We start from the raw sequence: 25,852 nt of genomic DNA on the forward strand, positions 1-25,852 counted from the left end.
CTCTCTTGGATACGGACTACTCTGCGATATTGAATCGTGATGAATGATCCGGTTAGGTGTCTTTGCCAACGCCCCAGTGCCGTTGCATTTCAAAGTACAAAAATGAGGCCGTCCAGGTAATGAGTACCAGGCCGGTCAACGACTCTATGCCGGTTAAATACCTCAGCTCGCCATTGGGCTCAATGTCACCAAAGCCCAGGGTGGTGAACACCGTGAATGAAAAGTAGGCGCAGTCCATCAGGCTGCCATCGAAGCTTCCGCTCAAATTCCCCCAGCCATCGCTTCTATTCATTAAGTAATAGGCAATGGCAAATATCCAGATTTCGAAGGCGTGGGCGATTAACGAGCCGCAAACCCCAAACACGATGCGATAGCGATGGTTTATCTTCATTTTGGGAATGAACAGGGTGATACGGTAAAGAAATTCGTAATGCACCATCACGGATACCGCCACCACCAGGGTATTGATCAGAAATACAGAGATCATCCAGCCTCGCTCGCCCTTGATGTTGCCTGTTTCATCATACTACTCGATGAAAAACGAAAGGCATAAGCTGCAATCCATGAATAATGAGATATTACTTACAGCCATTTTCTCGCCTCGGCCATCACGGTTTTGACCCGGTTGGGCAAGGCACGGTTGCGGTTGACCCCGAGATAGAGGATCTCACTCACCGGATGACGCAATGGATGGCTGTTCACCCGCTCTGGTTGTTGAAACGCGGCCACCGCATGGGCCGGCAAGACGGTAAATCCCAGCCCCCTGCTCACCGGCTCCAGAATCAGGTTTATCTGGTTGGAAAACCCCTTTTTTTCAAACAGATTGCTGTGTTGAAACTCGGGGTAGTTGGCCCCCAGCAGCAGGCCGGCATGGTGGGCCCCGTCGGGATGATCGATAAAACCCAGCTGCAGCAAGGTGGACCAGCTGGGGTCCTTCACCGCCGCCGGCGTGACCAGCAGCAAGGATTCTTCGGCAACAGGCTGGCAACGTACCTCATCCAGCGTGGCGAGACGGGTCATAAAGCCGACGTCCAGCGCATCGCTCGCGATGGCTTTTTCTACGTCGGCGTTGGGTGCAAAGCGATAATCGATAATCAGCCCCGGGTGCCGGCATTGCAGCGCCAGCAGATGAGGATACAACTTGAGGCCCACACTGCCCGGCGACATCAGCCGCACCAGGCCTTCATGGGGAGGGTCTTCCCCCACCAACTGCTCTAGATTGGCCAGTGAGCGAAGAATCTCTTTTGCCTCACGATACAAGCGCTCGCCCGCCTCGGTCAGCGTGAACTGCTTGCCTTGGCGGATCAGCAGGGGCCGCGCCAGCTGCTCTTCCAGCTTTCTGACATGCTGGCTAACACCGGATTGCGTCATGTGCAGCCGCTCTGCGGTGCGGGTGAAATGCCCCACTTCGACCAGAGTGCAAAAGCTTCGTAACCAGACCGGATTGATCATAACAAAACATACTCATCTTCATGACAGATGATAATTTTACGTAATCAACGCACCTTTGTAATCTGATACCAACCAATCAGGAGAACAAACAATGGCTAACGTATACCCGAGAAACTTCTCGCACATCGGCATTTCGGTACCCGACCTGGACGCCGCCGTTACCTTCTATACCGAGGTGATGGGCTGGTACCTGATCATGGCGCCTACCGAGATCACCGAAGACGACAGCGCCATCGGCGAAATGTGTACCGAGGTATTCGGCGCACAATGGAAAAGCTTTAAAATCGCCCACCTGTCCACCGGCGACCGCATTGGCGTAGAACTGTTTCAGTTCAACAATCAGGTCAACCCGGAAGACAACTTCGAGTACTGGAAAACCGGTATCTTTCACTTTTGCGTGCAGGACCCGAACCTAGAAGAGCTGGCCGAGCGCATTGTGGCCGCCGGCGGCAAAAAACGCATGGAAAAGCCGCGTTATTACTACCCCGGCAAAAAGCCCTACCGCATGATCTACATGGAAGACCCGTTCGGCAATATTCTGGAAATTTACAGCCACAGCTACGAGCTGATTTACAGCGAGGGCGCCTACTGAGGCGGCGACAGCAAGCGTGTGGGTGGCTTTTCTTTGCGCTGCGGCTTTGCAAGTGATTGAAATTTAACACGTCATTTTCTATGTGTTACCCTGCCCAATCGCCTTGTTTATTCGTGAATATTTATATAAGCAATGAAATAAACCCACACGCTGACCGCCAACAGGAGGCCACTGGTGAACCTGTTTTCAAGACTCACTCTGCTGACCCTGTGGCTGCTCTGTGCTCCCTTCTCGAGTATGGCGCATGCCCAAACCCAGGATACCACCACGGCTCCGCCTTACGATGCCCTGGCCGAGATACTGGAAAACGAGCAAGCCCGCCAAAAACTGATCGATGAACTACGCAGCATGGCCGAACAACAGGCCCCTTCGACCAAGGCAGCGGCCAGTGACGCTGCCGAGCCGGCCGAGCCCACCTTGCCCAGCCAGTTGGCTGAAACCACCAGCCAGATTGCCGGCGGTCTCGGCGATCAGCTCAATAACCTGATCGAAGTGACGACGAACCTGTTGGACGGCAATGTGGCAGGTGACAATGGCCGTTTCGATACGGCCGCCTTCATGAGCGCCAGCATCAATCTGGGGCTGGTGATACTGGCCACCCTGGTGCTGTTCTGGCTGCTACGCCGACTGGCCGGCCCCTTGTTCAGACGCCTCGCTCACTGGTCACGTCACGGAGAAGGTAAAACGCCGGTACTGCGGCTGGTGGTATGTGTGGCGCTGGCCAGTGCCGTCGATGTACTGGCCGTGGCGCTGGCCTATGTGGGCGGTAACCTGGTGGCGGCCTTTATGGTGGGAGAAATCGGCGAGCTGACCACCCAGGCGTCGCTGTTTCTTAATGCCTTTATGGTGATCGAGCTGCTCAAGGCCGGGCTGCGGGTGCTGTTTTCTTCCCGTTATGAAGGGCTGAGGCTGTTACCTGTCGACTCAAGCGAAGCCGAATACTGGAATCGCTGGCTGGCCCTGCTCATCGGCCTGGTCGGCTATGGTGTTATGGTGCTGGAACCCCTGATCAACATCAATATCTCGCCCACCCTGGGCCAGAGCGTGAATACGCTGATCATGTTCGGTGCCTTCTTCTATGCGGTGGCGGTGATCCTGAAAAATCGTCTGCGACTGCGCCATGCCATTCGTGCCAGAGCCGAAAAAAGCACCATCGCCGCGGGCCAGTTCAGTCTGATCCTGCTGTCTCGCACCTGGCATCTTATCGCCCTGACCTACTTTCTGGTGGTGCTGGTGTTAACGCTGCTCAGCCCGGCAGAAGCCCTGCCCTTTGTGCTGTTTGCCACCCTCAAGACTCTGGGCATAGTGGTGCTGGGCATACTGCTTTCCAGCCTGCTGAGCCAGACCATAGGCCGACGCATTACCCTCTCGGCCGAACTGCGCCGCAAGCTGCCGCTGCTGGAGGCACGGATCAACAGCTATGTGCCCAACGCCCTGCGCTTTCTTCGCTTGTTGATCGTCATTGCCGCCATTCTGCTGGTACTCAATGCCTGGCAAGCATTGGATCTGGCGGCCTGGTATGCCTCCGAGTCCGGCGGCAAGCTCATGGGCAAGATGATTGGGGTTGCCATCATACTGTCTGTGGCCGCCGCGCTCTGGGTCGCCTTTGCCAGCATGATTGAGCACAAGCTCAACCCCGAAACCGGCGGTGGCGAGCCTTCTGCCCGGGTGCAAACCCTGCTGTTGCTGTTTCGCAGTGCGCTGGCGGTCACCCTAGTCACCATGACCGCCATGATAGCGCTGGCCGAGATCGGCATTAACATAGGCCCGCTTATCGCCGGTGCCGGTGTGCTGGGCCTGGCCATCGGCTTTGGTGCCCAGAAACTGGTGCAGGACATCATTACCGGTATTTTCATCCAGATAGAAAACGCCATGAATACCGGCGACGTGGTCACCCTGGGCGGCATTACCGGCACCGCCGAAAAGCTCAGCATTCGCTCGGTGGGCATTCGTGATCTCAGCGGCACCTACCACATCATTCCGTTTTCCAGCGTGGATACGGTGTCCAACTACATGCGCGAGTTCGCCTTCCATGTGGGTGAATACCGCGTGGCGTATCGCGAGAATATAGATGACGCCATCACGCAGCTACAGAACGCCTTCGACGAACTGGCCGCCAGCGAAGACAACAAGCACGAGATACTGGCGCCGCTGGAAGTGGCCGGTGTGATCGCCCTGGCCGACAGCTCGGTCAACATCCGGGTACGTATCAAGACTACCCCGGGCATGCAATGGGCAGTAGGCCGCGCCTATAACCGACTGGTGAAGCTGTACTTCGACAGCGCCGGCATCGAAATCCCCTTCCCCCACAGCACAGTGTATTTTGGTGTGGGCAAAGAAGGCGAAGCGCCCTCTGCCAACCTTAGGGTGATGCAGCAGGATTTTGATATCGATGGCCGTCCCGGCGGGCATGCCAGAGCCGGTGAACAGGTGATGGCGGAAAAGGCCAAGCCGGCGGTCTCTGACGATGCCCCCAACGACAACCACTGAGCCAAACTCCATACGCAACAAGGCCGGGCAATGCCCGGCCTTTTTTATATGAGCGCCGCTCAGATCGCCGGTTGCACGGGGCGGGGTTTCGGGCTGACATTCATTATCCACAGGGCCAGAATAACCAGCAGCACCGACACCGCCGCCAGAGTCAAAAAAGCCGCATCCAGCGATCCTGTGATGTCGCGGATATAACCGGTCACCAGATTACCCAACGTCCCCCCAAAACCAAAGCACACCATACAAATACCACTAATTTGCATGGTGGCGGTAGACGAATAAGTCTGGCCTATCCAGCCCGCCAGTATGCCCCACATGGGGAAATACATCAGACCATAACCAAAGCCGGCCACCAGCGCAAAACGGCCTGGATCATAGACAAATGCCAGCAATCCCAGGGCGAAACCACCGAGGGTTACCAACAATGCCACACCGTGCCCTTTGTGATCGGCCAGCCGGCCGGTAAGTACGCCAGCCACCATGCCGGTGATCCCGGCCGTCGCCCAGGTGTAACCACCCAGCGCAACCGGCAACGCCAGTTGATCGAGATAGGTATTGAGCCAGTTGGAAAAAGGCATGGTGGTAAAGCCGACCAAAAAACAGATAAGGCAGGCAAACATGGCGGTTCTTTCACGACAAATGGTGGACAGCAGTTTAGAGGCGGGAATGATGGACTCGGGGATCTCTGCCGTGGCGGTTAACGGTTTTTTCAGGCTCATTAACATATACCAGGTCAACCCCACGACCAGCAGACCCATGCCCCCTGCAATCTGCCAGCTGTGTTGCCAGCCCAATACGGGGACCACCAGCAGGATCATCAGACCATTCAGGCCATAGCCCCAGGCCGTTCCGCTGGATGCGGTTGACAGATAGGTAGAGCGCTGTTCTGAACGGGCATAACGGCTGATGATTTCCACTATGGTTACCCAGCTGATCGCCGCGCTGGCCGCCAGACAGGTCAATACCAGGGTAATGAATAACGGACTCTCGAGTTGCGACATAGTGAATAGCAGCACGGTAGTCAGGGTGCCGGCAACCAATGACAGGCGCGCCGTATCCAGGCGATGCCCGAGTAATCCCAACAGCATGGCACCCCCCAGATAAGCCAGTTGGGTAAGTGCCCCAATGGCGGCCAAATGCCAATGGCTAAGGCTAATTGACTCCCGCATCATGGGCACCAGGGCGGCAAACAGAAAAATGCCAAACCCATGACTGACTATCTGATTCATTGCAAAAATGACGGCCATTTTCATCACTGACGCTCCTGATACTGTCATGAATAAGTAATCAGGCCATCCTGAACGCTTGTTAATGTTCGGTAAATCGATAAATATTAACATCTACCTTCAACAAGATTGAAAACTTAATATGCGTGATTTACCCATTACCCTGTTACGCACCTTTGTGATGGTGGCGGAAACCCTCAACTTGACGGTGGCAGCAGGCCGGCTGCACCGGGCGCCTTCCACCATCAGCATGCAGCTGAGCAGACTGGAAGATCTGATGACCACAACGCTGCTTGAACGAGGGCAATATGGCGTCAGGTTAACCCCGGCAGGAGAACTGCTCCGTTCCCACGCGCAGCAGTTACTCAACCTGCACGACCGAATTCTGGGCTCGTTTCAGCATGCTGATATCGACGGCAAGGTACGTTTTGGCACCCACGATCAATACGCTGCCCGTAGCCTGACACCGCTACTGGAGGCCTTTGTGCTTAACTACCCACAAGCACGGCTGGAAGTATTCTGCGATCACCGATCCCAGCATCTGCTGTCACTGCTCAGAGAAGGCAAGCTGGACCTGGCATTGGTCGAATTACCGATGCTGTCTGATGGCGGGCAGCGTCTGGACCGGGACGAGCTGGTGTGGGTTCGTTCACAAACACACATGACCCATCTGCGAGACCCCTTACCCCTGGCGGTGTTTGTTGACGGCTGCTCTCACCGGAACGCGGCTTGCCAGGCGCTGGAAAAAGGGGATCGGCCCTATCGCATTGCCTTTACCAGCCAGAGCCGAGCCGGCATGCTGGCGGCGGTACGCGCGGGCATTGGTGTGGGGGTGATCCCGCGCAAGACACTCGAACCGGACATGGTGGTGGTGGAACAGGGGTTACCCCCCCTGCCCAAAACGGATACCTGCCTGTTTGTAGCAGACCAGATCAACGAGGCAACCACTCGCCTGGCGCAGACGATTGAACAAAGCCCGCAGTTCACCCATACAGGTCCAGTGTTTTGCAGGCGACTCGCAGTCTGACCTTTCTGCGTTACACTCTCTGGATTCCCGCCTTCTCGGAAATAACAAAAGAGGACACGGCGTACCCTGGTTCATTTTATCCGGAGGTTAATCATGAGCAATAACACTCGCATAGTCGCCTTTTCCGGCAGCTTACGTAAGGACTCATACAACACGGCAGCAATTAAGGTGGCCATGGAAATGGCACCGGCCGGGTGTGAAATCGAACTGCTCGATATCGGTACCCTGCCGCTGTACAACCAGGAGCTGGATGGCGACAAGGCACCAGAGGCCGTGCTTCAGCTGGCAGAAAAGGTGATGGCCGCCGATGCCATTCTGTTCTCTACGCCCGAGTACAATTACTCGGTGCCCGGCGGTTTAAAAAATGCCATCGACTGGTTGTCCCGACAGAAGCCACAGCCCTTTGCCGGCAAGCCTGCCGCCATCATGAGTTCAAGCATAAGCCTGTTCGGCGGTGCCAGAGCGCAATACCATCTGCGCCAGATCATGGTGAGTCTCGACGTACATTTCGTGAACAAACCCGAAGTGATGATCGCCGGCGCTCATGAAAAATTCGATGACCAGGGACGGCTTGCAGACTCAACTAGCCGCGACTTTATCGGTAAGTTGATCACATCCTTGATCACACTGACTCACACACTCAAGCCTTCGGAGATCACTCATGAGTAACCCACGGCAAACGGTAACAGAGCAGTGTGATCTGGTGGCCGGATGCGGTGCCATTCAACAACTCATTCACCCCAGAGACCAGGATCTCGGCGGGTTTTGCGTGCGCAGAGCCCTGCCCAATCAGGCCATCAGGCGAATTGGTCCCTGGGTCTTTTTCGACCATATGGGGCCTGCCACCTTTGCCGCCGGAGACGGCATTGATGTGCGGCCGCACCCCCACATCAATATTGCCACCGTTACCTATTTGTTCGAGGGTGAGATAGTGCACCGGGATTCCATCGGCAGCGAACAGCTGATTCGCCCCGGCGATCTCAACCTGATGGTGACGGGGTCGGGCATGGTTCATTCCGAGCGTGAGCCGCCGGCAGTGAAAAACAGGCCTCATACGGTGCATGGTCTTCAGCTCTGGCTGGCCCTGCCGGAAAAGGACGAAGAAACGGATCCTGCCTTTTACCATTACCCCGCCGACAACTTGCCCAGGGTAAACCTGAATGGCGTCTCGGTCCGGATCATGATGGGAGCGGCTTATGGTGCAATATCACCCGTGCGGACATTCAGCCCGACGCTCTATATCGAGGCCCGGTTAAAAGAAGGACAAACCCTCGAATTGCCGAAGGCGGCCCAGCGAGGTCTGTATGTACTGAACGGCGACATCAGCCTGCGTGACACCCGGGTGCCTCGGCATACCATGGTGGTACTGAATGATGATGAAGATGTCGTCATCAAAGCCGAGCAAGACACCCAAATAGCGCTGATTGGGGGTGATGATATCGGCAGCCGATATATGGACTGGAACTTCGTATCCAGCAGCAAAGAACGCATTGAAGCGGCAATAGCGCAATGGAAGGCGCGACAGTTCCCCATCATAAAAAACGATGCCGACGAGTACATTCCCTACCCGACCGGCAAGGGGTAAACACAGGGCCTGACGGCGAGCGGGACCGCATGGTCACCCGCCACCGTCGGTTTTTTGTAAACGGCTACCAGCCTCCATGCCGACAGCCTGCTCGTAATCAATATCCGGTCATTTCCAGATAGCCCTGGCCACGCGGTGCGCCACTGACCGCGTCGGTCACGCTGACCGCGCCTTCCCAGTAGGGCACAGAGGTGTTCATCCAGCGGTTGGCGTGGCGCGCCGTTATCTCCAGCTCAAGGCTCTGCTCCGGCAGCGTCAGGCGCCAGCGCACCGGCACCCGATGGCCGGAAGCCGTGGCAAACGCCTGCGGCATCAGGGTGAACGCATCGGCATTGAGCGGCGTGACCTCGCCATCGGGGGTGATCCAGCTACCGGAAAGATAGTCGTCGTGGTTGGCGCCCCCACCGCGCAGGCGAAAGGCCATCAGCCGGGCGCCGCTGTCCAGGTGCAGCGAAAACCAGTCCCAGCCGGTCTGGCCGGCGCTCAATAGCTGGCTGCTCCATTCCCGGTCCAGCCAGGCCCGCCCGCTCACCGCCACCCGCTCGTCGTTAAGCCACACCTCGCCGCTGACGCGATAAAAGGGCTGGCTGTAATACATGGAGCCCTGGCCGTCGGCCGACTTCTGGCTGAAGCCATTGATGCCATGGCGCACCAGGGGCCCGTCGGCCTCCAGTTCCAGTTGATAACCAAAGGCGCCCTTTTCGTCTTCCGCTTGCGCGGTCAGCATCAGGTGGTTCAGGGCATCGTCGCCGGGGTTAGTGATCAGACTTTCCAGCCGCCAGTCATCCAGCCAGGCACGAAAGGGCCGGGCCGTTACCCCGGCCTGCTGCGCAGCCCTCATCAGTGGCTTGCTGGCTCCCCGCGCGAAGCGTTCGGCCACGCGGTGGTGCTCGCCACGAGACAGCGCCATGTGCGCCATCCACAGTTGCTCCGCCGCCCAGGGAGCGGTGTTTGCCTGATCGACAGCCTCGGTGCCGCTAGCTGGTGCGTCGGGTGCTTTTGGCTGCTGCGCCTGGCGGAACAAGGTCCACTGCATGCCCAGCGGCTCGCCATGCTTGTCTTCCAGATTGGCGGTGAGATACCACCACTCGATACGAAAATCCGGATGCGGGCCGTGATCTGCCGGGAACTGGAGTTCGGTCGCGGGGCTGGCGTGAGCATAGCCCTGACTTGCCGCGCCCAGATCGGCAAAGCCGGCTCTGCCGCTACTCCTGTTCTCCTCCGCACCATCGTCAGCCTCGGACCCGGGTTCAGGCGCCGGACCACAGGCGCCAAGCGATAGCAGGCACAGGGTGAACAAACCTCGACGCAGTGGGCTCGGTGTGATCATGGATTTTCCTCCTCGGCCAGCAGTGCCCGGGGGGGCGTGCGCCACAGCTTGAACATCGGCAGCGCCGCCGCCAACAAGGCCACCAGCACGGCAATCGCCAGGGTCAGGCTCATCTCAGCCGGAAATACATGCAGCGGCAGCCGCCAGCCAAAAGCCGCCACATTGATGCCCCACACCAGGCAGGCGGTAATGGCAATGCCCAGAGGAATGGCCAGCAGCCCGGTCACCAGCGATACGCCGGCCAGCTGAGCCAGTTGAATGCCCAGTAGCCGACGCAGTGGCACCCCCATCGCCCACAGTGTGGCCAGTCGTTGGCGCCGCTCCCGGGCTTGCGCCAGTAAAGACGCCAGCAGCGCCAACGCCGCTACCGACAGCGTCAGGGCATTCAGCGCCCGGGTAATGGCAAAGGTGCGCTCGAAAATGGCGGTTGCCGTGGCCTTGATCTCGCGCTGATTTCGCAGGTTTTGCGGCGTCAGGTCGAAACGCTCCGTCAGCTGCCGACGAAGCAAACCGGCATTCTCGCCAGGCTGCAGCACTATGCCGATGGCGGCCGGCGGCACCCCAAACAGCCGCCGCACCAGGGGGGTGGCCAGCACCACCTCGCCCCGCGGGTTGCCGTAATCGGGATAGATGCCCACCACCATCACCGTTTCAACGCCGCCGGGAGTGGCCAGGCTGAGCCGGTCGCCCAGCGCAACCCCCTCACCCAGCGCCAGCTGCTCGTTGATAAAGGCCTCGCCCTGCTGAAGCGCTTGCCAGGCGGCGTCTCGATCATTAAGGGTGGCGAGCAGTGGCCAGTTTTCCATCAGCGTTTGCTCTGGCGTAATACCGAATACCGGGAGCGGCAGGCCCGAGCGACGGACGGAATTATCAGCAATGATCTCGAGCAGCCGGGATTCGGCGTCGGCGGTGATCAGCCGCTCCTTGACCGCATCGTTCTGGGCGAGCCAGGTATCGATCTCGGCGAAGCTAGCCACCGGCGGCTTGAGGTAAAGCTCCGCCATCAGCCGCTGATCGAGCCAGTCGAGAAAGGTCAGACGAAAACCGCCGACCATGCTGCTGACGCCCAGGTTGGCCGCCAGTGCGATCAGCAGTGCCATCATCGCCAGCGACAGCCGTGGCAGTTGCAGTTGCACATCGGCCAGGGCCCACTGGGTCAATGGCCAGTTGCGATCCGGGCGGCTGAAGCGGCTGACTACGCCAAGCAACACGCTCAGCAGCCAGCCCAGCAGCGGTGGCAGCCACAGAGCGGCGGCCAGCATGATGGCCGCCACCAGCCCGAATCCCGCGCCCAGGCCCTCGCCGCCGGATCGGGTAAACAGCCAGAGCCCGAGCACCAGGGCCAACAGCGCAGCCGCCCCACCCGAGCGTGTTTGCAGCCGCAGCTGGCGTTGAAAACCGCTGCGCCAGCTTTGTGCCTGACCCAGCCCCAGCACACTGATGCGGCTTGCCCGCCACAGCACGCCGCTACCGGCAATAAACAGGCCGCCCAGCGTGACGCCAATACCGCCCAGCCAGTAATGCCAGGGCAGGCTGAGCGTGCTGCCCACCTTGGCGCCGTAAAGACTTTGCAGGGTGGCGGCCACATCGGGCAGCAGGGTGCCGGCCAGCCACAGCCCGCTCACCAGCCCGGCCAGCGCACCCAACAGCCCAAGCAGCACCAGCTCCAGCGCCAGCAAGGCAACCAGGGTACGCCCCGGCACGCCAAGGGCCCGCAGCGTGCGCAACAGCCCAAGCCGTTGTTCCAGCGCCAGCCCCAGCGCCGCCTGCACGATAAACAACCCCACCACCAGCGCCAGCAGCGCCATAGCCGTAAGGTTGAGGTGAAAGCTCTGGGTCAGATCACCCGGGCTGGCCCGGGTATCGGCCCGCACCAACGTGAATCCGACGGGGGCCGCAGGCAGGGCATTCGCGGCGCTCACCAGCGCGGTGATCCTCTCGCCCACCCCCAGCAAGCGGGCGGCAATGGCGATATCCATCACCAGGGTATTGGGCGGTAGTTCGGGCACCTCCATCAGTGGTGGCAAGGGTGTGCCATCGGCCAGGGTGGGATCAGGGCCCAGCTTAACGCGGGTATCGGGCGCCAGCCGGGTTTGCCAGGGCGACATGATAAAGTCCTGCAACATCCCCGTCGCTCGCGTACTGGCCAGGGTGCTGTCGCCGGGCAGAGTGAGCGGATCGATACCGATAAGGGTGAGCGTGTTGCCGCTGTCGGTCACCAGCTCGCCCTCAAGCAGTGGCGAGACCGGCACGCCCGCCCGGCGCAGCTGAATGAAGTCGGCCCGGGTCAGTGCCTGGCCATTCTCACGTTCAAGACGATCAAAGCCGCTGCCCAGCAGCGCCTCGGCCCGGGCATAGTTGTCTCGCGCCGAGGCATTGATGGCCTGCACACCGCTCCATAGCGCCCCCGCCACCCAGAGCCCCAACAGCAGCATGGCCAACTGGCCGGGGTGGCGCCGATAGTGCGATAACAGGGTTGCCAGTGCCACCCACATCAGGCGCATGGCAAGCCGCTCCGGACGGGCTCGGCCAGCAGTTGACCCCGGTGCAGCACCACTCGACGATCCAGCGGGGCCGCGACTTTGGGGCTGTGTGTCACCATCAGCAGGCTGCTGCCGCTTTCGGCCACCAGCTCCAGCAGCAGTGCGAGCACCGTCTCGGCGGTGGCTTCGTCAAGGTTACCGGTGGGCTCGTCGGCCAACAGCAACGCCGGGCGAGACGCCAGCGCGCGGCCAATGGCCAAACGCTGTTGCTGACCGCCAGACAACTGCTCGGGATAGTGGCGCTCGCGCCCGGCCAGACCCAATCGCTGCAGCAACCTGGCCGACCAGGCCGCCTCTTCACGCCCCGCCAGCCGGGCCTGCAGCCGCAAGTTGTCGGCCACGTTGAGGCTGGCAACCAGATGAAACTGCTGAAACACCAGGCCGATAGTTTCGCGCCGCACCCGCGCCCGACCGGCTTCATCCAGCCCGGCCAAAGACTGGTTGCCGATGCGAACCTCACCCCGGTCGGGCAGGTCGAGCCCCGCCGCCAGGTGCAGCAGCGTCGACTTGCCGCTGCCCGACTCGCCCATCAGCGCCAGACTTTCGCCGGCGCCAAGCTGCAGGTTTACGCCCGACAACACGCTGAGCGGCCCCTGCGGGGTGGTGTAGGTCTTGTAGACTTGGCGAAACTCGAGCATGGCAAACTCCCTGTTTTTCACACCAAGATAGTGGCATAGATTTGCGAACGGCCCCAGCCTGCACAAAGTAATACCAAACAGATGAAATCACCGATGCTCTGCAAAAGTCGGACAAATGGCCCGCTCCGCCGACACGCCGTAAACCCATCCTTGGGGGCTCAGCCGCGCCATCCATGGCGCGGATGGTCGGCTGAGCAGATCCCTTTATCCTCCCTGATGCTACAGAATCATCTGTTGGTACTGCCTACAGGCAACTCGGAGCTTAGGAAGAGGCAACAGAGATCGACTACCGCCAGTATCTTCACGCCCTGCAGGACGCGTTCTGCTATTTGAATGAGGGAATTGCGGGGGAATAACGCCAGCACAAGGGTACCGGGTGAAAAGAAGGGGGAAGCCTCGCCTCCCCCTTTTACAACATGGAGTTAAATACGAGGTTCGGTACGCAGCCCCTGCACCACCGAGTAACCCGAGATCAGCACCACCACCATAAAGGGAACACCGGTGATCAGCACCGCCGCCTGCAGCGCCGTCAACCCGCCGCCCAGCAGCAGTGCAATGGCAATGGCGGCCTCGATGGCGACCCAGAAGATACGCTGAATGCGCGGAGACGTGACCTTGCCCCCCGAGGTAATGGAGTCGATCACCAGGGAACCGGAGTCCGACGAGGTAATAAAGAACACCATCACCAGCACAATGCCCACCAGGGAGGTAATGGACGACAGCGGCAGTTGCTCCAGCATGGCAAACAACTGCAGCTCCAGCGCCGCGTTCTTCGCACCTTCATAGCCCTGCCCCAGTTGCCACAGAGCGGTGTCACCAAAGGTGGTCATCCAGATCACCGACACCATGGTGGGCACCAGCAACACGGCAATCAGGAATTCACGCACGGTACGCCCGCGGGATACCCGCGCAATAAACATGCCCACAAACGGCGACCAGCTTACCCACCAGGCCCAGTAAAAGGCGGTCCAGCCGTGAATAAAGTCTTCATCGCTGCGGCCAAAGGGGTTGGCCAACGACGGCAGCTCGGTCAGATAAGACACCAGGTTGCTGGCAGCACCGGTGGCGATCAGCAGCGTGGGCCCCACCACCATCACAAACAGCATCAGCAGAATGGCCAGCGCCATGTTGAGCTGCGACATGCGGCGTACGCCCTTGTCTACCCCGGCCACCACCGACACCAGGGTGATGGCGGTAATACCCAGCACCAGCAGCACCATGGTGCTGGTGTCGTTGGGCACGCCAAACAAAGAATGCAGCCCGGCCGCCGCCTGCGATGCCCCCAGGCCCAGCGAGGTGGCCAGGCCGAACAGGGTGGCAAACACCGCCAGCACATCAATTACGTGCCCGGGCCAGCCCCACACCCGCTCGCCCAGCACCGGATAAAACACCGAGCGAATGGTCAGCGGCAACCCTTTATTGAACGAAAACAGCGCCAGTGCCAGCGCAATAATGGCGTAGGTAGCCCAGGGGTGCATGCCCCAGTGAAAAATCGAGGTGGCCAGGCTTAGCGACCGGGCGGCGCCATCAGAAGCCAGCTGCTCGCCCAGCGGGCCGGTAGTACCGGCGCGAAGGTCGCCAAAATAGGTGAGCGGCTCAGACACGCAATAGAACATCAGCCCCACCCCCATGCCGGCGGCAAACAGCATGGCAAACCAGCCCGGGTAACTGAAGTCCGGTTTGGCGTGGGTACCGCCCAGACGAACCCGCCCCAACGGCGAAAAAATCAGCCCAACGGCCAGTATCACAAACAGATTGGTCGACAGCATAAACGCCCAGCTCAGATGGCTGGTGAGATAGCTGCGAATGCCACCAAAAAAGGGTTCCATCGCCTCGGGCATGGCCAGGGTAACGGCCACAAAGGCCAGAATGACCAGCGAGGACCAGGTAAACACCGTGCTGTGCAGGTCAATTTTCAGTCCGAAAAAGCCGGAGGTAATGTTGTCCTGGCCAATAACATAATCGGTATCGATAAGGTTGGAATGCCCATCGGGCGAAGGGATACTCTCGGCAGCCGCGCTGGGCGCTGCTGCCTCAAGTCGGTAATACGCTTCGTTCATGATGTACCTGTCAGCTGAATGAATTCAGAGTCGGGATAAGAAAATTACGCCAGACTTGTCTTGAAGACGCGCATTCTGAATAATGAGCCACCATCATGGAAATGAAGAGTTTCGATATCCCCATCATGAATCGTGATACCCATGTCTGATCCCTGTCGCCCTCTTGACCTCGTGCTGCTGACCAGCTTTGTTGCCGTGGTCGACAAAGGCGGCTTTACCGCCGCCGCCAACCACCTGCACCTGGCGCAATCCACGGTAAGCGCGCACATCAAGCGGCTGGAAAATGTGCTGGAACGATCCCTGCTGCAACGCAAGCAGCAACTGGCCGTGCCCACGGCCGCGGGTGAACGCCTGCTGAGCCACGCCCGCCAGATGCTGCGCCAGAATGCCCAGGCCTGGCAGGATGTGCGGGATCAGCGTCTGGCCGGCGTGGTGCGCCTCGGCATACCCGAAGATTACCTGAGCTATCTGCCGGGGGCGCTTTCCGACTTTGCGGCCCGCTTTCCCGACGTAGAGCTGGTAGTACACTGCGGCCTGAGTGTGGATTTGATTCAACAGGTAAAAACCGGGGCGCTGGATCTGGCCATTACCACCCGCCAGCCCCACAGCCCGGGCGGCAAGGTGCTGCGCCGCGAGCCCATGGTGTGGGTGGGCGCCGCCGGTTACGACACGTACCGGCGCTCGCCTTTGCCGTTGGCGGTATCCAAACAGGGGGTCTGTATCTTCAGGGAGCACACCCTGGCCAGCCTGGACGCCGCCGCCATTGACTGGCGCATCGCCTACACCAGTGCCAGCCTGTCTGGACTGTCGGCCGCCGTGCGCGCCGGACTGGCCATTACCGTGCTGACCCCGTCCATGCTGGGACCGGACATGCGCGTACTGGGCACCGACGACGGCCTGCCGGCATTACCCAGCATTGAAATTGCCCTGCATCGCAGCAGCAAAGCCGCCACCGAAGCCACCGAGCAACTGGCGCTGCAACTGCACGCGCACATAGAGGGATACAGCCCCTGAACACCTGTCATCTGGTCAAATCACCGCAGACTGGTCATAAAACATTCATGAGCTCACCCTACCGTCTTAGGTCGATTTGATATAATTTAAGCCCTGAGCAGGGGTACAGTGTTTAAATGAACTCAAAAAACACATTTTCTTAAGCGGATTCAAAAATACCCACATTTAAGCTGTTGGTAAAGAATTTATATGCTATAGAAATAACTTACTTTAAGATCGATACCGGTCATGACTTTATCATATCCGCTTTGACTTAAGGGTATGGGATGAAATGGAAATTTCGTGAGTTATTTAAAGGGGATTATCAATACGCAAGCATTATGGGAGCAAAAACGTCATACCTCTATAGCAAAAACGTCATACCTCTATAGCAAAAATTTAATCAGTGCCGCCAATTTTAAATTACTACCTTTGAGAGCTAGTTTTTTTCATGAGCCAAACGCTATACCAGATAAAAACAAACTACTTTGCTGCTTACTGCTGGGGCTGGCCACGATATCGAGTCCAGCAGTAGCTCAGGATAGCGGAAACCAAGCTCAACTTGAAGGAACCGTGGGACGCGAAGAAGTCAATAACGGTACTAATCCTACGTTGCTGACGACGCAAGCAACGGTGCAGTACCAATTTAATCAGATTAATTCGGATCTGAATACCGGACTTCTGGAATTCCAGTATACGCAACCGATAGCGGACGGCAGCAAAGCACTCAAGTTCACGTTGCCCTTTTCTGACAGCCCCTTAAATGCCAAGCCTCAGCTGACCGACACGGCCAGTATTGCCAGCATCGACGACAGAGTTGGAGACGAAGTGAGGCTTGGCGATGCCAGTGTCACATTTGTCGACGTATTTCACCTGACGAAAGAAAACGGTGCCGCCTACACATTGGAACTGTTTCTCGACACTGCTGAGACGGATACTAGCGGTTATGGGCAGTTTGCGATGGAGACATCGCTATTCTATGCGTATTTTCTGAAAAGTGGGGCAATCTTTGCGCCGGCGTGGGTTCAGACATTTGGCCTTGAAGGCGGTAACGATCAAGATCTGGACGTAAACGTATCCACTTTCGATTTTTATTATGTGCCTAAGCTAGCGAACCCCAAGTATTTTATGACTTATGATCCCGCCATCATCCATAACTGGGAAAGTGACGAGACTTTTGGGAGTCTTCAGATCAACTTCGGAATGATGACCGGACGCGTCTTCGGCGGAGATAGTCAATTTTTTGTGAAACCCGGGGTGATGTTCGGCGGAGAGGCTCCAGGAAATTGGTCAATTCAAGTAGGCTACAAGATTCTGAACTTTTAATGCTCAAAGCGGTGCGCTCGGAAACGGGAGCTTAATCGAATAAACAGCCCGCAATTTAACTACAGAGGGAAGCGCAGAGTCCAAAGCTTAGTTGACTTTGTAAATCCTTAATTCAAGGAGTGAAAAATGAAGAAACTTGCTAGTATAATTGCCACCTCCGTGACGTTGTCATTATCCTCTCCGGCAGTTCATGCTCAGGATGAGACAGCGGTCACCTTATTTACCAACGTTAACGTCTTTGATGGGGTTAACGAGAAACTGATCAAGAATGCCAACGTTGTGGTTTCAGGTAATTTGATCACCGATATCTCCACGGAGCCACTCGCGGTGGCGGGTGGTAAGGTCATTGATGGTGGTGGTCGTACCATGATACCCGGTCTAATTGATGCGCATTGGCACACATCTTACTGCTGCGCTGCACAAGCAACGGTTGTGACAGGGGATATTCTGGAAATCGCTATCCGTGGGGCAAAGGGTTCGGAGAAGACCTTGCTTCGTGGCTTTACAACCGTTCGCGATGTGGGCGGCAACCCGTTCGCGACGAAGAAAATGATCGATGCGGGCGAGCTGCTGGGTCCCCGTATTCTTCCATCCGGCCCCCCCATCGGTCAGACCGGCGGTCATTTTGACTACCGACCCTATCAGGCTGTACCTACGAATTCGGCTGACTCCCAATGGTATTGGTATTCAGTCGGACTCATGGCCATGGCTGATGGTGTTGATGAAGTCACAAAACGGACCCGTGAGGTGATGCGTATGGGCGCATCACAGGTTAAAGTTTCCGGTGGCGGCGGTGTCTCTTCCGTTTACGATCCACTCGATGTCCGTCAGTTTACCAAAGAAGAAATCGAGGCTTTTGTTGAGGTTGCCGATACCTACAATACTTATGTGTCCTCACACATTTTCACTGATGAATCCGCCCGAATTGCGGTGGAGGCAGGGGTCAAATCCATCGAACACGGTTTCCTGCTGACTGAAGACACTCTTCGGCTGATGAAAGAAAAGGATGCATGGCTTTCCATTCAACCACTGCTTGATGATGAAGATGGTTTCCACTTCGATGATCCGGGCAGTCAGAAGAAATGGATTGATGTCACTAATGGTACCGATATCATCTATCCGCTTGCCAAGAAAGTGGGTGTAAAAATGGCCTTCGGTACCGACATCCTGTTCGACCCCGCTCTTGCTGACAGGCAGGGAGCGTTTCTTGCCAAGCTACAACGCTGGTACACACCTTACGAAGTGCTGAAAATGGCGACCTCAGGTAACGCTGAGCTGCTGGAGTTGGCCGGGCCTCGACATCCCTACCAGGCAGGCCCGCTTGGCGTGATAGAGAAAGGAGCGTATGCCGACCTCATTCTGGTTGACGGCAACCCACTGGAAAACATAGACCTTGTGGCCGACGCTGGTACGAACTTCAATCTGATTATGAAAGACGGAGTAATCTACAAGAATACTTTGGCGGACTGAGGTAAATAAGCAGTGCTGCTCAGAACGGTTGATAACAGTATCTGAGCAGCACTGTTCCTGCCGCAGTCGGGTACCCGAGTGAGAATATGATGAACTGGCGGCAGGATCACTTCGGTCGTGATCGTAAACAAGCACACAACCGAACATTGAATCATATTCCGTAAGCGTTTTGCGCCTTCAGTTCCGCTACTTGACGAGTCTCTTGTTCAGCCTGCTGACGCTCCTGCTCAGCCACCTCGTGCTTTAGCGCAGAGTAACCGTTTAAATATTCCTTATTTTCACGGCCGGATTGCCTGCCACCACGCTATTGGCTGCCACATTCTTGGTGACCACGCTGCCTGCGCCAACCACGCTGTTATCGCCAATTGACACACCGGCCAGCACGATGGCCCCGGCGCCAATCCATACGTTATCGCCAATGGTAACCGGGGCACAAAAGTTGCCTTTTTCCAGCCGCTCGACTGGGTTAACCGCATGCGACACCGCCAATAACTGTACGTTGGGGCCAATCAAACAGTCGCGGCCAATGACAATGGCACCCGCTTTTACAGGGGAGTCGAGCAGGGTGCAGTTGATATTAATAAAGGTGCGATCACCAAGGGTGATTTGATTGCCGTAATCACAATGAAATGGCGGTTCAATCATCACCTGTTCACCGCACTGGCCGAAAAGGGTTTTCAAGCGTTTCAAATTTCCTTTGCTGGGACTTTTGGCAAAAGTACGGCAAATTTCATGACTGTTTTTACGGGCGGCAATCAGCTCGGGCGTGAGACTGTTAAATGCGATGTGAGTTGACATTGTTGTGGCTGAAAACCTGGTGAGTGAGTAAAGAGAGGAGCTTGTACAAGCCTAAGCGTTACGGTGGTACCAGAACACAGCTGCGAACAATACATCGAGTGTCATCCCCCTGGTTATGCCTTTTCATCCATGCCGGTAGAGACAGCCAGGGCACCACCTAACACCATAAAGAGACCGCCTACCCCACGGTTAACCCGTTTCATGTTTTCGGCTTTGGAAAGCCAGGGGCTTACCTTCGAACCCAGTGCGGCATACATGAACATGGAGCTGCAGTCGATAAAAAACCAGGTGCAGGCCAGCACCATGTATTGTTCAAGCTGGGGCAATTCTGCATTCATGAAACCGGGAAACAGGGCGATAAAAAACAACAAATCTTTCGGGTTGCTGATGCCGACCATAAAGCCTTTGCGAAACAGCGCATAACAAGAGCGGCTTGCCGGTTTAATTTCATCAGGCTCCTTGCTTGCTATGTTGATACTGCCTTCTTTCCAGGCGCTGTACCCCAGATAAATCAGATAGCAGGCGCCCGCAATCTTGATGGCAAAAAACAGATTTTCCGACGCCACCAACACAGCACCCAGCCCCACGGCTGAAATGGTCATCAGCACCAGGGCGGCAATGGCACCACCGAGAATGGTGGCCATTGCCTTTTTATTACCAAATTTCAAACCATCAGATATACATAATAAAGCAGAAGGGCCCGGGCTGAATATCAGGATGCTGATCACACTGATGTAAAGCAACCATATGCTAAATTCCATGCTCACTTCCTTTATTATGTATAAGTAACGCCGCATAACATGTGTGGTTCTGTCGTCATGCCCGCGCCCCCTCTCTTGTCATTCCCGCGAAGGCGGGAATCCAGGATTGGTAGCGCAGAATGATCAGACTACGAGTCGTCGGCAAAGACACTGGACCCCCGCCTTCGCGAGGGTGACGAGAAAAGAGAAGGTAAACCTGCCTCATCATCCACATGAGTTACGCGGCATTACTTAACGCCGTTTATGCCAGGTTTGATTTTTAATCAAACGGGGTCGCTCAGGCTTTTTTCACAAACTTCGCGGTGACCATCATTTCGCCGGCGCCATCTACCTTGCAGTCGAGTTCGTGATCCTTGCCTTCCACTATGCGCCTGATCAGCGCCTTGGTACCAATTTTAATCACCAGAGAACTGCCTTTCACCTTAAGATCTTTGGCTACGGTGACCTTGTCACCCGCTTCCAGCAAGGTTCCATTCGCATCTTTTGCGGTCAGGATGTCTTCGTCGGTAGCGACTTCGGACGGGTTCCATTCATGGGCACACTCGGGGCAGACCAGGTTATTTTGATCCTGATATGCGTACTCGGAATTGCACTTGGGGCACGGAGGGATTGACATGGATGATGACTTCTGTAGATGAATTTGGCCTATATGATAATGGCTCTCTGCGGCCTTGGCGAGCACTACCTCTTCACTTTGTTGACGTTGACGTGAAGACACAGGCCCGGCTTTCCGGCTCGCGTGTCGGCATAAAATGGTACCTTGGGTGCCGGTTGAGTTTTACAGGATAAGCAACAACATCATGGGCAGTCATCTCTCTTTAACCACTCGCCTGAGCCTGATTTTCAGCATCAGCATGCTGGCCATCTGGAGTGTGGTGAGCCTGGTGCTGATGCAGGCGCTGGATCATCACTTTGCCCGCCAGGATCAATCCGACATCAAAGGCCGCATCATACTGGCCGAAAACTTTCTCTCGACCCATGTGCAGGGCAACAACCGAGACTGGTCGCTGCTGCAGGCACGCCTGAGCGATGCGCTCTCGGGCCACGGTGGGTATTATCTGCAAATGACGGATTTGAACGGCAAGGCACTGGTGACGGTGGGGCCGCATTTGTCTTCGGACATGCCTTCACACATGCCTTCGGAACCGCATGCGCACTCGCCATTACCGTCACAAGCAGGACTTGACCAACCACTGCCCGCGCCCGAATTGTTACCGTTGGCAGAAAGCTGGACCGAAAACGGCATTCGTTATCGCAGCATGGCCAAGCCGTTTGTGCTGAATGCGTTGCCCTCTTTTTCGGCGTCGGCCGATATACCCAACTCGGTGCTGATACGGGTAACGCTGGACACCAGCTATCATCAGCACTTTATCGACGACATAAAAGTCGGCCTGGCCTGGCTGACCGGGGGCATAGCGCTGGTGTCGGTGCTGCTGGGATGGTTTGCCTCGCGCATGGGGCTGACGCCGCTGCACAGCCTGGCTCACTTGTCGGCGCGGGTTACCGCCAACCGGCTGGATCACCGGCTGCCACTGGCCGGTTCGCCGGCCGAGCTGCATGGCCCCATTCAGGCATTTAATGACATGCTGGATCGGCTGGAAGACTCGTTTCAGCGGCTAACGGCTTTTTCTTCCGACATTGCCCACGAGCTGCGCACCCCGGTTAACAGCCTGATGATGCAAACCCAGGTGGCACTGGCGCACCCGCGCAATGCCGAAGAATACAAAGAAGTGCTCTATGCCAACCTGGAAACCGCCGAGCGGCTGGCGAGGATGATTGGTGAAATGCTGTTTCTGGCCAAGTCGGAGCAAGGCCAGCTGGGCATGCAGCCCGAGCCGCTGGCCCTGGCCGAAGAGCTGGATGAACTGCTGGAGTTTTTTGAGCCGTTGGCCAGTGAACAACAGGTGCGATTGCAACGCCAGGGCAATGGCCACCTGCTGGGCGACAAGTCGATGCTGCAGCGGGCGTTCAGCAACCTGCTGACCAATGCCATTCGCTACACGCCGGCCCGGGGCGAGGTGCGTATTGCCATCAGCAGCAACCTTGAGGGCACCACAGTTCAGGTGGCCAACCCGGGCCCGGCCATTCCGCCGGAACAATGGCCCCGGCTGTTCGACCGTTTTTACCGGGCCGACAGTGCGCGCCAGCCGGTCACCGAAGGCACCGGGCTGGGTCTGGCCATCGCCAAGGCAATTATCAGCGCCCACGGTGGCAGCCTATCGGTGCAGTCCGATGAACGGGAAACCTGCTTTACCGCCTGTTTTCCCACCGGTCCGCGTGCTGCAACAACATAACCTCCGCGAAATAGCCGTCTCCACATGGCGGAAAGCACATGGCAGCGGCGGCCTAGTGAATGCCCTGTTGCCGCTGCTGCTCGCGAATATAGGCAATGATGTCACCCACTTCTTCACGAGTCACACCAGCAACTGGCGGCATATCGCCAAAGCGCCAGTGATGCGCGCGCACCCCGTTGGCGGCGGCCCGATAAAACGCCTCGTCACCGTGATGTGACGGCTCATACACCTTGTGAATAAACGGCGGCCCCTTGCGCGTGCCGTTAAGGTCGGCACCGTGGCAGCTGGCACAATTGTCCTGATAGGCCAACTTGCCGAGGCGAAGTTGCTCGGCTTCGGCAGACGAGTCGTTCAGTAAGAAATGGCTGCCCACCATGGCAAGCGGTGCCAGTATCGCCACCGCAATGGCCCATGGCCATCTGCTTTTTGCCCTTGATGTGTTGTTCACGCTACGGTTTATCCTCTTGTGCTGGTCACTAACGGCGGGCATGAGCCTGCGCTCATGTCGCGAGGGTTACTCTACGGCAATGCTGCCTTTCATGCCCGCTTCCATGTGGCCGGGGATCAAACAGGCAAAATCAACGGTGCCGGCCTGAGCAAAAGTCCAGATCAGGCCACCCATCTGGCCCGGTTGCAGGCTGATCATGTTGGGTTCGGCGTGCTGCATGGTGGGCATCTGGCGCATCATTTCGGCATGCTCCTGCAGGGATGCCAGGTTGCCAATCACCAGTTCGTGCGCCAGCTTGCCCTTGTTTTTAACGAAAAAGCGCACGGTCTCCCCCGCCTTTACCTCGATTTGAGCCGGTGAAAAACGCATGTCGTCGCTCATCACCACCTCTATGGTGCGGTTTACCTCGGCCGCAGTGCCGGGGCGGCCCACGCCATGCGTATCCTGCTGCATGCCGGCCATGTCGAGCCCCTCATGACCACCGTGTGTACCATGTTCACCGGCGGCCAGCGCCAGGCCCGGCAGCAGAGACAGCATTAAAACGGACAGTGTTTTTTTCATGTCTTTTTCCTGATGTGTTTAATCGCGCAATGAAGAATCGCTTACGCACGTTGTGAGTTATTAAACAGAGAATAAAAAGATGACCCTGTCTGCAGCATGACGCCAACATTACAAAATTGTCATCTTGGCGCCCCGCCACGGGGCACTGTGTATCATGCGGTAACAATAAGGGTTGGATCACCTGCCCGGGGCCGTCATCATGCCTTTAACAGATAGTGCTAAGAGAGTGCGCCATGAAGATGTTGATCATTGAAGATGAGCAAAAAACCGGAGATTACCTGCAAAAAGGGCTGAGCGAGGCGGGATTTGTGGTGGATCTCACGCGCAGTGGCCTGGACGGTTTTCATCTGGCGGTGAGTGAGCCTTACGATTTGATTATTCTCGACGTGATGCTGCCGGATCTGGACGGCTGGAAAATTGTAGAGGCGCTGCGCAACAAGGGCCGGCAAATGCCGTTGCTGTTTTTAACCGCCAAAGACAGCGTGGAAGACCGGGTAAGAGGGCTGGAGCTGGGGGCCGACGATTATCTGGTTAAGCCGTTCGCCTTTTCCGAACTGCTGGCCCGAGTGCGCACCCTGCTGCGCCGGGGCACGCCCCAGCCCCAGAGCAACCAGCTGGCAGTGGCCGATTTGGTGTTGAATATGGCGCGCCGCAGTGCCATTCGCGCCGGTGAGCATATTCACCTCACCACCAAGGAATTTACCCTGCTGGAGCTGCTGGTGCGCCGGCAGGGCGAGGTATTACCGCGCTCGTTAATCGCTTCTCTGGTATGGGACATGAACTTCGACAGCGATACCAACGTGATTGATGTAGCCATTCGCCGGCTGCGCGCCAAAATCGACGACGGCCATGATCTCAAACTCATCCAAACCATCAGAGGCATGGGCTACACCCTGGATGTGCCCCAATAGCCAGATGGGTAGACACCCTGCGGCGGGATAACAACGCCCGTATAACAACGCCCGTATAACCCCCGCCCTGCCCTACTAGCCGACTGAACGCCGAACCGGCCATGCCATCAGGGCCGGGCTTTTTGCTTGTCCAGCACCTGCAACAACCGGTATTGATACAAGCTGGCGTCCGCCGGTGCCGTGGCGGGCGTAAAGCGCTGACGGCGCTCTACCCGTAGCGTTTGTTGGTAGCCCGGTTCAAATTCGAAGCCCTGAATACGGTCATAGAACAATCCACCATCCACTACCAGGCACTGCATGGGGCCCACCCCGACACAGTCGACCCGTTGCGGCCCCACCGTGAAGATCATCACTTTTGCTGTGGCCTCAGCATCGCCGCCAACCGTGGGCTCACCACCTGTTGAACACCCCGCCAGCAGCAGTGCCAGTAACGCCGTAATACGTTTTTTCATTGAAAGACTCCTGACCAACATCGCCACTTGGCGAATCAGGTTTTATGGTTACGCGTTTATGGCACGCGTAAAAATGAAAACAGCCTTTAATTTTTAGCGTGGAATGATTTTTTATTGCACGCAAACAATCAGGGCCTGAATTTCTTCAGGCCCTGATTAGTGATAATGCCGAACAGTATAAAAATACTTAGCAGTAAAAGGCTTCAACCGTGCCTTTTAACGTAATCAGCATCGGCTGACCACGACGATCCAGTGCTTTGGGCGACGGGATTTTAACCCAACCTTCACTGATGCAATATTCTTCAACATCGGTACGCTCTTTGCCGTTCAGGCGAATACCGATGTTGTGCTCAAAGCACGCTGCCACATGATGGGGGCTGCGAGGATTACCCGAGAGGCGGTCTGGCAGGGCGGGTTGCGCGTTAGTGTCGGTCATGTTTGTGATCTGCAAGCAATAAAAGGGGCGCTATTATATACAATTACGGCCTGACGCTCAAGAAGCGCAGAAATAAAACGAACTGTTATATATCCACTTCGCTGATTCTTTTATAAAGGTAATTCCCTCCCCCATGAAAAATATATATCACTGCAGCGTCAGAAATAAACAATAAAGAAAAAGGAGCAAGGCTAAATAACGAAACACCAATCGCGACGATATAAAGCAACCATAAACTTAACTCCACACATACTTCGACAATTAACTATCACGTCAATTAACTGTCGCCTCAATTAAACAGTGCTGCATATACAGGTGTGGTGCTGTCGTCATTCCCGCACTTATCTCTTGTCATACCTGTATTTCTCTCTGTCATTCCCGCACTTATCTCTTGTCATTCCCGCGAAGGCGCTGAGGGATCCCCAAAAAAATAGGCAGACATGGTAGATTTTCTCTTTT

The 25,852-nt window shown here is 56.8% G+C and carries 24 protein-coding genes; 10 read left to right on the plus strand and 14 right to left on the minus strand.

Features of this window, described 5'->3' with window-relative positions; translation table 11 throughout:
- Positions 1 to 52: 52 nt before the first annotated feature.
- Positions 53 to 487 carry an ion channel gene (locus tag ABD827_RS10575; protein ID WP_344964760.1) on the minus strand — a complete coding sequence of 145 codons (435 nt, stop codon included), beginning with the start codon at positions 485 to 487 and terminating at the stop codon, positions 53 to 55.
- A 95-nt stretch (positions 488 to 582) separates the two neighbouring features.
- Positions 583 to 1,452, minus strand: coding sequence for a LysR family transcriptional regulator (locus ABD827_RS10580; RefSeq protein WP_344964761.1), 870 nt, complete (start codon positions 1,450 to 1,452; stop codon positions 583 to 585).
- A 91-nt stretch (positions 1,453 to 1,543) separates the two neighbouring features.
- Between ABD827_RS10580 and ABD827_RS10585 the strand changes: the two genes are divergently transcribed.
- Entirely contained in the window at positions 1,544 to 2,044 is a 501-nt protein-coding gene (locus tag ABD827_RS10585) for a lactoylglutathione lyase family protein (RefSeq protein WP_298718672.1), read from the plus strand.
- Positions 2,045 to 2,218: 174 nt separating this feature from the next.
- On the plus strand, positions 2,219 to 4,534 hold the full coding sequence (gene ybiO, locus ABD827_RS10590; RefSeq protein ID WP_344964762.1) for a mechanosensitive channel protein: 2,316 nt from the start codon (positions 2,219 to 2,221) through the stop codon (positions 4,532 to 4,534).
- A 59-nt stretch (positions 4,535 to 4,593) separates the two neighbouring features.
- Here ybiO and ABD827_RS10595 read toward each other — a convergent pair whose 3' ends face one another.
- Positions 4,594 to 5,787, minus strand: coding sequence for an MFS transporter (locus tag ABD827_RS10595; RefSeq protein ID WP_344964764.1), 1,194 nt, complete (start codon positions 5,785 to 5,787; stop codon positions 4,594 to 4,596).
- 115 nt (positions 5,788 to 5,902) lie between these two features.
- Here ABD827_RS10595 and ABD827_RS10600 point away from each other — a divergent pair, with 115 nt between their 5' ends.
- From ABD827_RS10600 to ABD827_RS10610, 3 genes are all read left to right on the plus strand, one after another.
- Positions 5,903 to 6,787, plus strand: coding sequence for a LysR family transcriptional regulator (locus tag ABD827_RS10600; protein ID WP_344964765.1), 885 nt, complete (start codon positions 5,903 to 5,905; stop codon positions 6,785 to 6,787).
- A gap of 93 nt (positions 6,788 to 6,880) precedes the next feature.
- The gene (locus ABD827_RS10605; RefSeq protein ID WP_344964766.1) at positions 6,881 to 7,456 is read left to right on the plus strand and encodes an NADPH-dependent FMN reductase; all 576 of its coding nucleotides are present in this window, start codon (positions 6,881 to 6,883) and stop codon (positions 7,454 to 7,456) included.
- Complete coding sequence (locus ABD827_RS10610; protein WP_344964767.1) at positions 7,449 to 8,372, plus strand: pirin family protein; 924 nt, start codon at positions 7,449 to 7,451, stop codon at positions 8,370 to 8,372. The genes ABD827_RS10605 and ABD827_RS10610 overlap by 8 nt, the downstream gene beginning before the upstream one ends.
- Before the next feature lie 97 nt (positions 8,373 to 8,469).
- Here the strand turns inward: ABD827_RS10610 and ABD827_RS10615 are convergent, their stop codons facing one another.
- From ABD827_RS10615 to ABD827_RS10630, 4 genes are all read right to left on the minus strand, one after another.
- Positions 8,470 to 9,702: a lipocalin-like domain-containing protein gene (locus tag ABD827_RS10615; protein ID WP_344964768.1), complete on the minus strand. Its 1,233-nt coding sequence runs from the start codon at positions 9,700 to 9,702 to the stop codon at positions 8,470 to 8,472.
- On the minus strand, positions 9,699 to 12,206 hold the full coding sequence (locus tag ABD827_RS10620; protein WP_344964769.1) for an ABC transporter permease: 2,508 nt from the start codon (positions 12,204 to 12,206) through the stop codon (positions 9,699 to 9,701). Before ABD827_RS10620 ends, ABD827_RS10615 begins: the two co-directional genes overlap by 4 nt.
- Complete coding sequence (locus ABD827_RS10625) at positions 12,197 to 12,883, minus strand: ABC transporter ATP-binding protein (RefSeq protein WP_344964770.1); 687 nt, start codon at positions 12,881 to 12,883, stop codon at positions 12,197 to 12,199. Before ABD827_RS10625 ends, ABD827_RS10620 begins: the two co-directional genes overlap by 10 nt.
- Positions 12,884 to 13,305: 422 nt before the next feature.
- Positions 13,306 to 14,943 carry a BCCT family transporter gene (locus tag ABD827_RS10630; protein ID WP_344964771.1) on the minus strand — a complete coding sequence of 546 codons (1,638 nt, stop codon included), beginning with the start codon at positions 14,941 to 14,943 and terminating at the stop codon, positions 13,306 to 13,308.
- 141 nt (positions 14,944 to 15,084) lie between these two features.
- On the opposite strand from ABD827_RS10630, the gene ABD827_RS10635 reads away from it, so the two are divergent.
- The 3 genes from ABD827_RS10635 (at position 15,085) to ABD827_RS10645 (ending at position 18,732) form a co-directional block, all read left to right on the plus strand.
- Complete coding sequence (locus tag ABD827_RS10635; RefSeq protein WP_344964772.1) at positions 15,085 to 15,957, plus strand: LysR substrate-binding domain-containing protein; 873 nt, start codon at positions 15,085 to 15,087, stop codon at positions 15,955 to 15,957.
- Between the two features lie 282 nt (positions 15,958 to 16,239).
- Positions 16,240 to 17,262, plus strand: a complete 1,023-nt coding sequence (locus tag ABD827_RS10640) for a hypothetical protein (RefSeq protein ID WP_344964773.1) — start codon at positions 16,240 to 16,242, stop codon at positions 17,260 to 17,262.
- A 126-nt stretch (positions 17,263 to 17,388) separates the two neighbouring features.
- Complete coding sequence (locus ABD827_RS10645; protein WP_344964774.1) at positions 17,389 to 18,732, plus strand: metal-dependent hydrolase family protein; 1,344 nt, start codon at positions 17,389 to 17,391, stop codon at positions 18,730 to 18,732.
- Between the two features lie 261 nt (positions 18,733 to 18,993).
- Here ABD827_RS10645 and ABD827_RS10650 read toward each other — a convergent pair whose 3' ends face one another.
- The 3 genes from ABD827_RS10650 to ABD827_RS10660 all read right to left on the minus strand — a co-directional run bounded on the left by ABD827_RS10650 (position 18,994) and on the right by ABD827_RS10660 (position 20,907).
- Complete coding sequence (locus ABD827_RS10650) at positions 18,994 to 19,530, minus strand: sugar O-acetyltransferase (protein WP_344964775.1); 537 nt, start codon at positions 19,528 to 19,530, stop codon at positions 18,994 to 18,996.
- Positions 19,531 to 19,643: 113 nt separating this feature from the next.
- Positions 19,644 to 20,327 carry a LysE family translocator gene (locus tag ABD827_RS10655; RefSeq protein WP_344964776.1) on the minus strand — a complete coding sequence of 228 codons (684 nt, stop codon included), beginning with the start codon at positions 20,325 to 20,327 and terminating at the stop codon, positions 19,644 to 19,646.
- 241 nt (positions 20,328 to 20,568) lie between these two features.
- Complete coding sequence (locus ABD827_RS10660) at positions 20,569 to 20,907, minus strand: zinc ribbon domain-containing protein YjdM (RefSeq protein ID WP_344964777.1); 339 nt, start codon at positions 20,905 to 20,907, stop codon at positions 20,569 to 20,571.
- Between the two features lie 184 nt (positions 20,908 to 21,091).
- Between ABD827_RS10660 and ABD827_RS10665 the strand changes: the two genes are divergently transcribed.
- Complete coding sequence (locus ABD827_RS10665; RefSeq protein WP_344964778.1) at positions 21,092 to 22,585, plus strand: heavy metal sensor histidine kinase; 1,494 nt, start codon at positions 21,092 to 21,094, stop codon at positions 22,583 to 22,585.
- Positions 22,586 to 22,637: 52 nt separating this feature from the next.
- Here ABD827_RS10665 and ABD827_RS10670 read toward each other — a convergent pair whose 3' ends face one another.
- Entirely contained in the window at positions 22,638 to 23,033 is a 396-nt protein-coding gene (locus ABD827_RS10670; protein ID WP_344964780.1) for a c-type cytochrome, read from the minus strand.
- A gap of 66 nt (positions 23,034 to 23,099) precedes the next feature.
- Positions 23,100 to 23,594 (minus strand): cupredoxin domain-containing protein, encoded by a 495-nt coding sequence (locus ABD827_RS10675; RefSeq protein WP_344964781.1) that lies wholly within the window; start codon positions 23,592 to 23,594, stop codon positions 23,100 to 23,102.
- Between the two features lie 233 nt (positions 23,595 to 23,827).
- Here ABD827_RS10675 and ABD827_RS10680 point away from each other — a divergent pair, with 233 nt between their 5' ends.
- Entirely contained in the window at positions 23,828 to 24,505 is a 678-nt protein-coding gene (locus ABD827_RS10680) for a heavy metal response regulator transcription factor (protein WP_344964782.1), read from the plus strand.
- Between the two features lie 107 nt (positions 24,506 to 24,612).
- Here ABD827_RS10680 and ABD827_RS10685 read toward each other — a convergent pair whose 3' ends face one another.
- Both ABD827_RS10685 and ABD827_RS10690 read right to left on the minus strand, forming a co-directional pair.
- Positions 24,613 to 24,957: a DUF4377 domain-containing protein gene (locus tag ABD827_RS10685; protein WP_344964783.1), complete on the minus strand. Its 345-nt coding sequence runs from the start codon at positions 24,955 to 24,957 to the stop codon at positions 24,613 to 24,615.
- Between the two features lie 187 nt (positions 24,958 to 25,144).
- Entirely contained in the window at positions 25,145 to 25,393 is a 249-nt protein-coding gene (locus tag ABD827_RS10690) for a DUF3297 family protein (protein WP_344964784.1), read from the minus strand.
- Between the last annotated feature and the right edge of the window lie 459 nt (positions 25,394 to 25,852).

This window comes from Oceanisphaera sediminis (assembly GCF_039539745.1).
Taxonomy (GTDB): domain Bacteria; phylum Pseudomonadota; class Gammaproteobacteria; order Enterobacterales; family Aeromonadaceae; genus Oceanimonas; species Oceanimonas sediminis.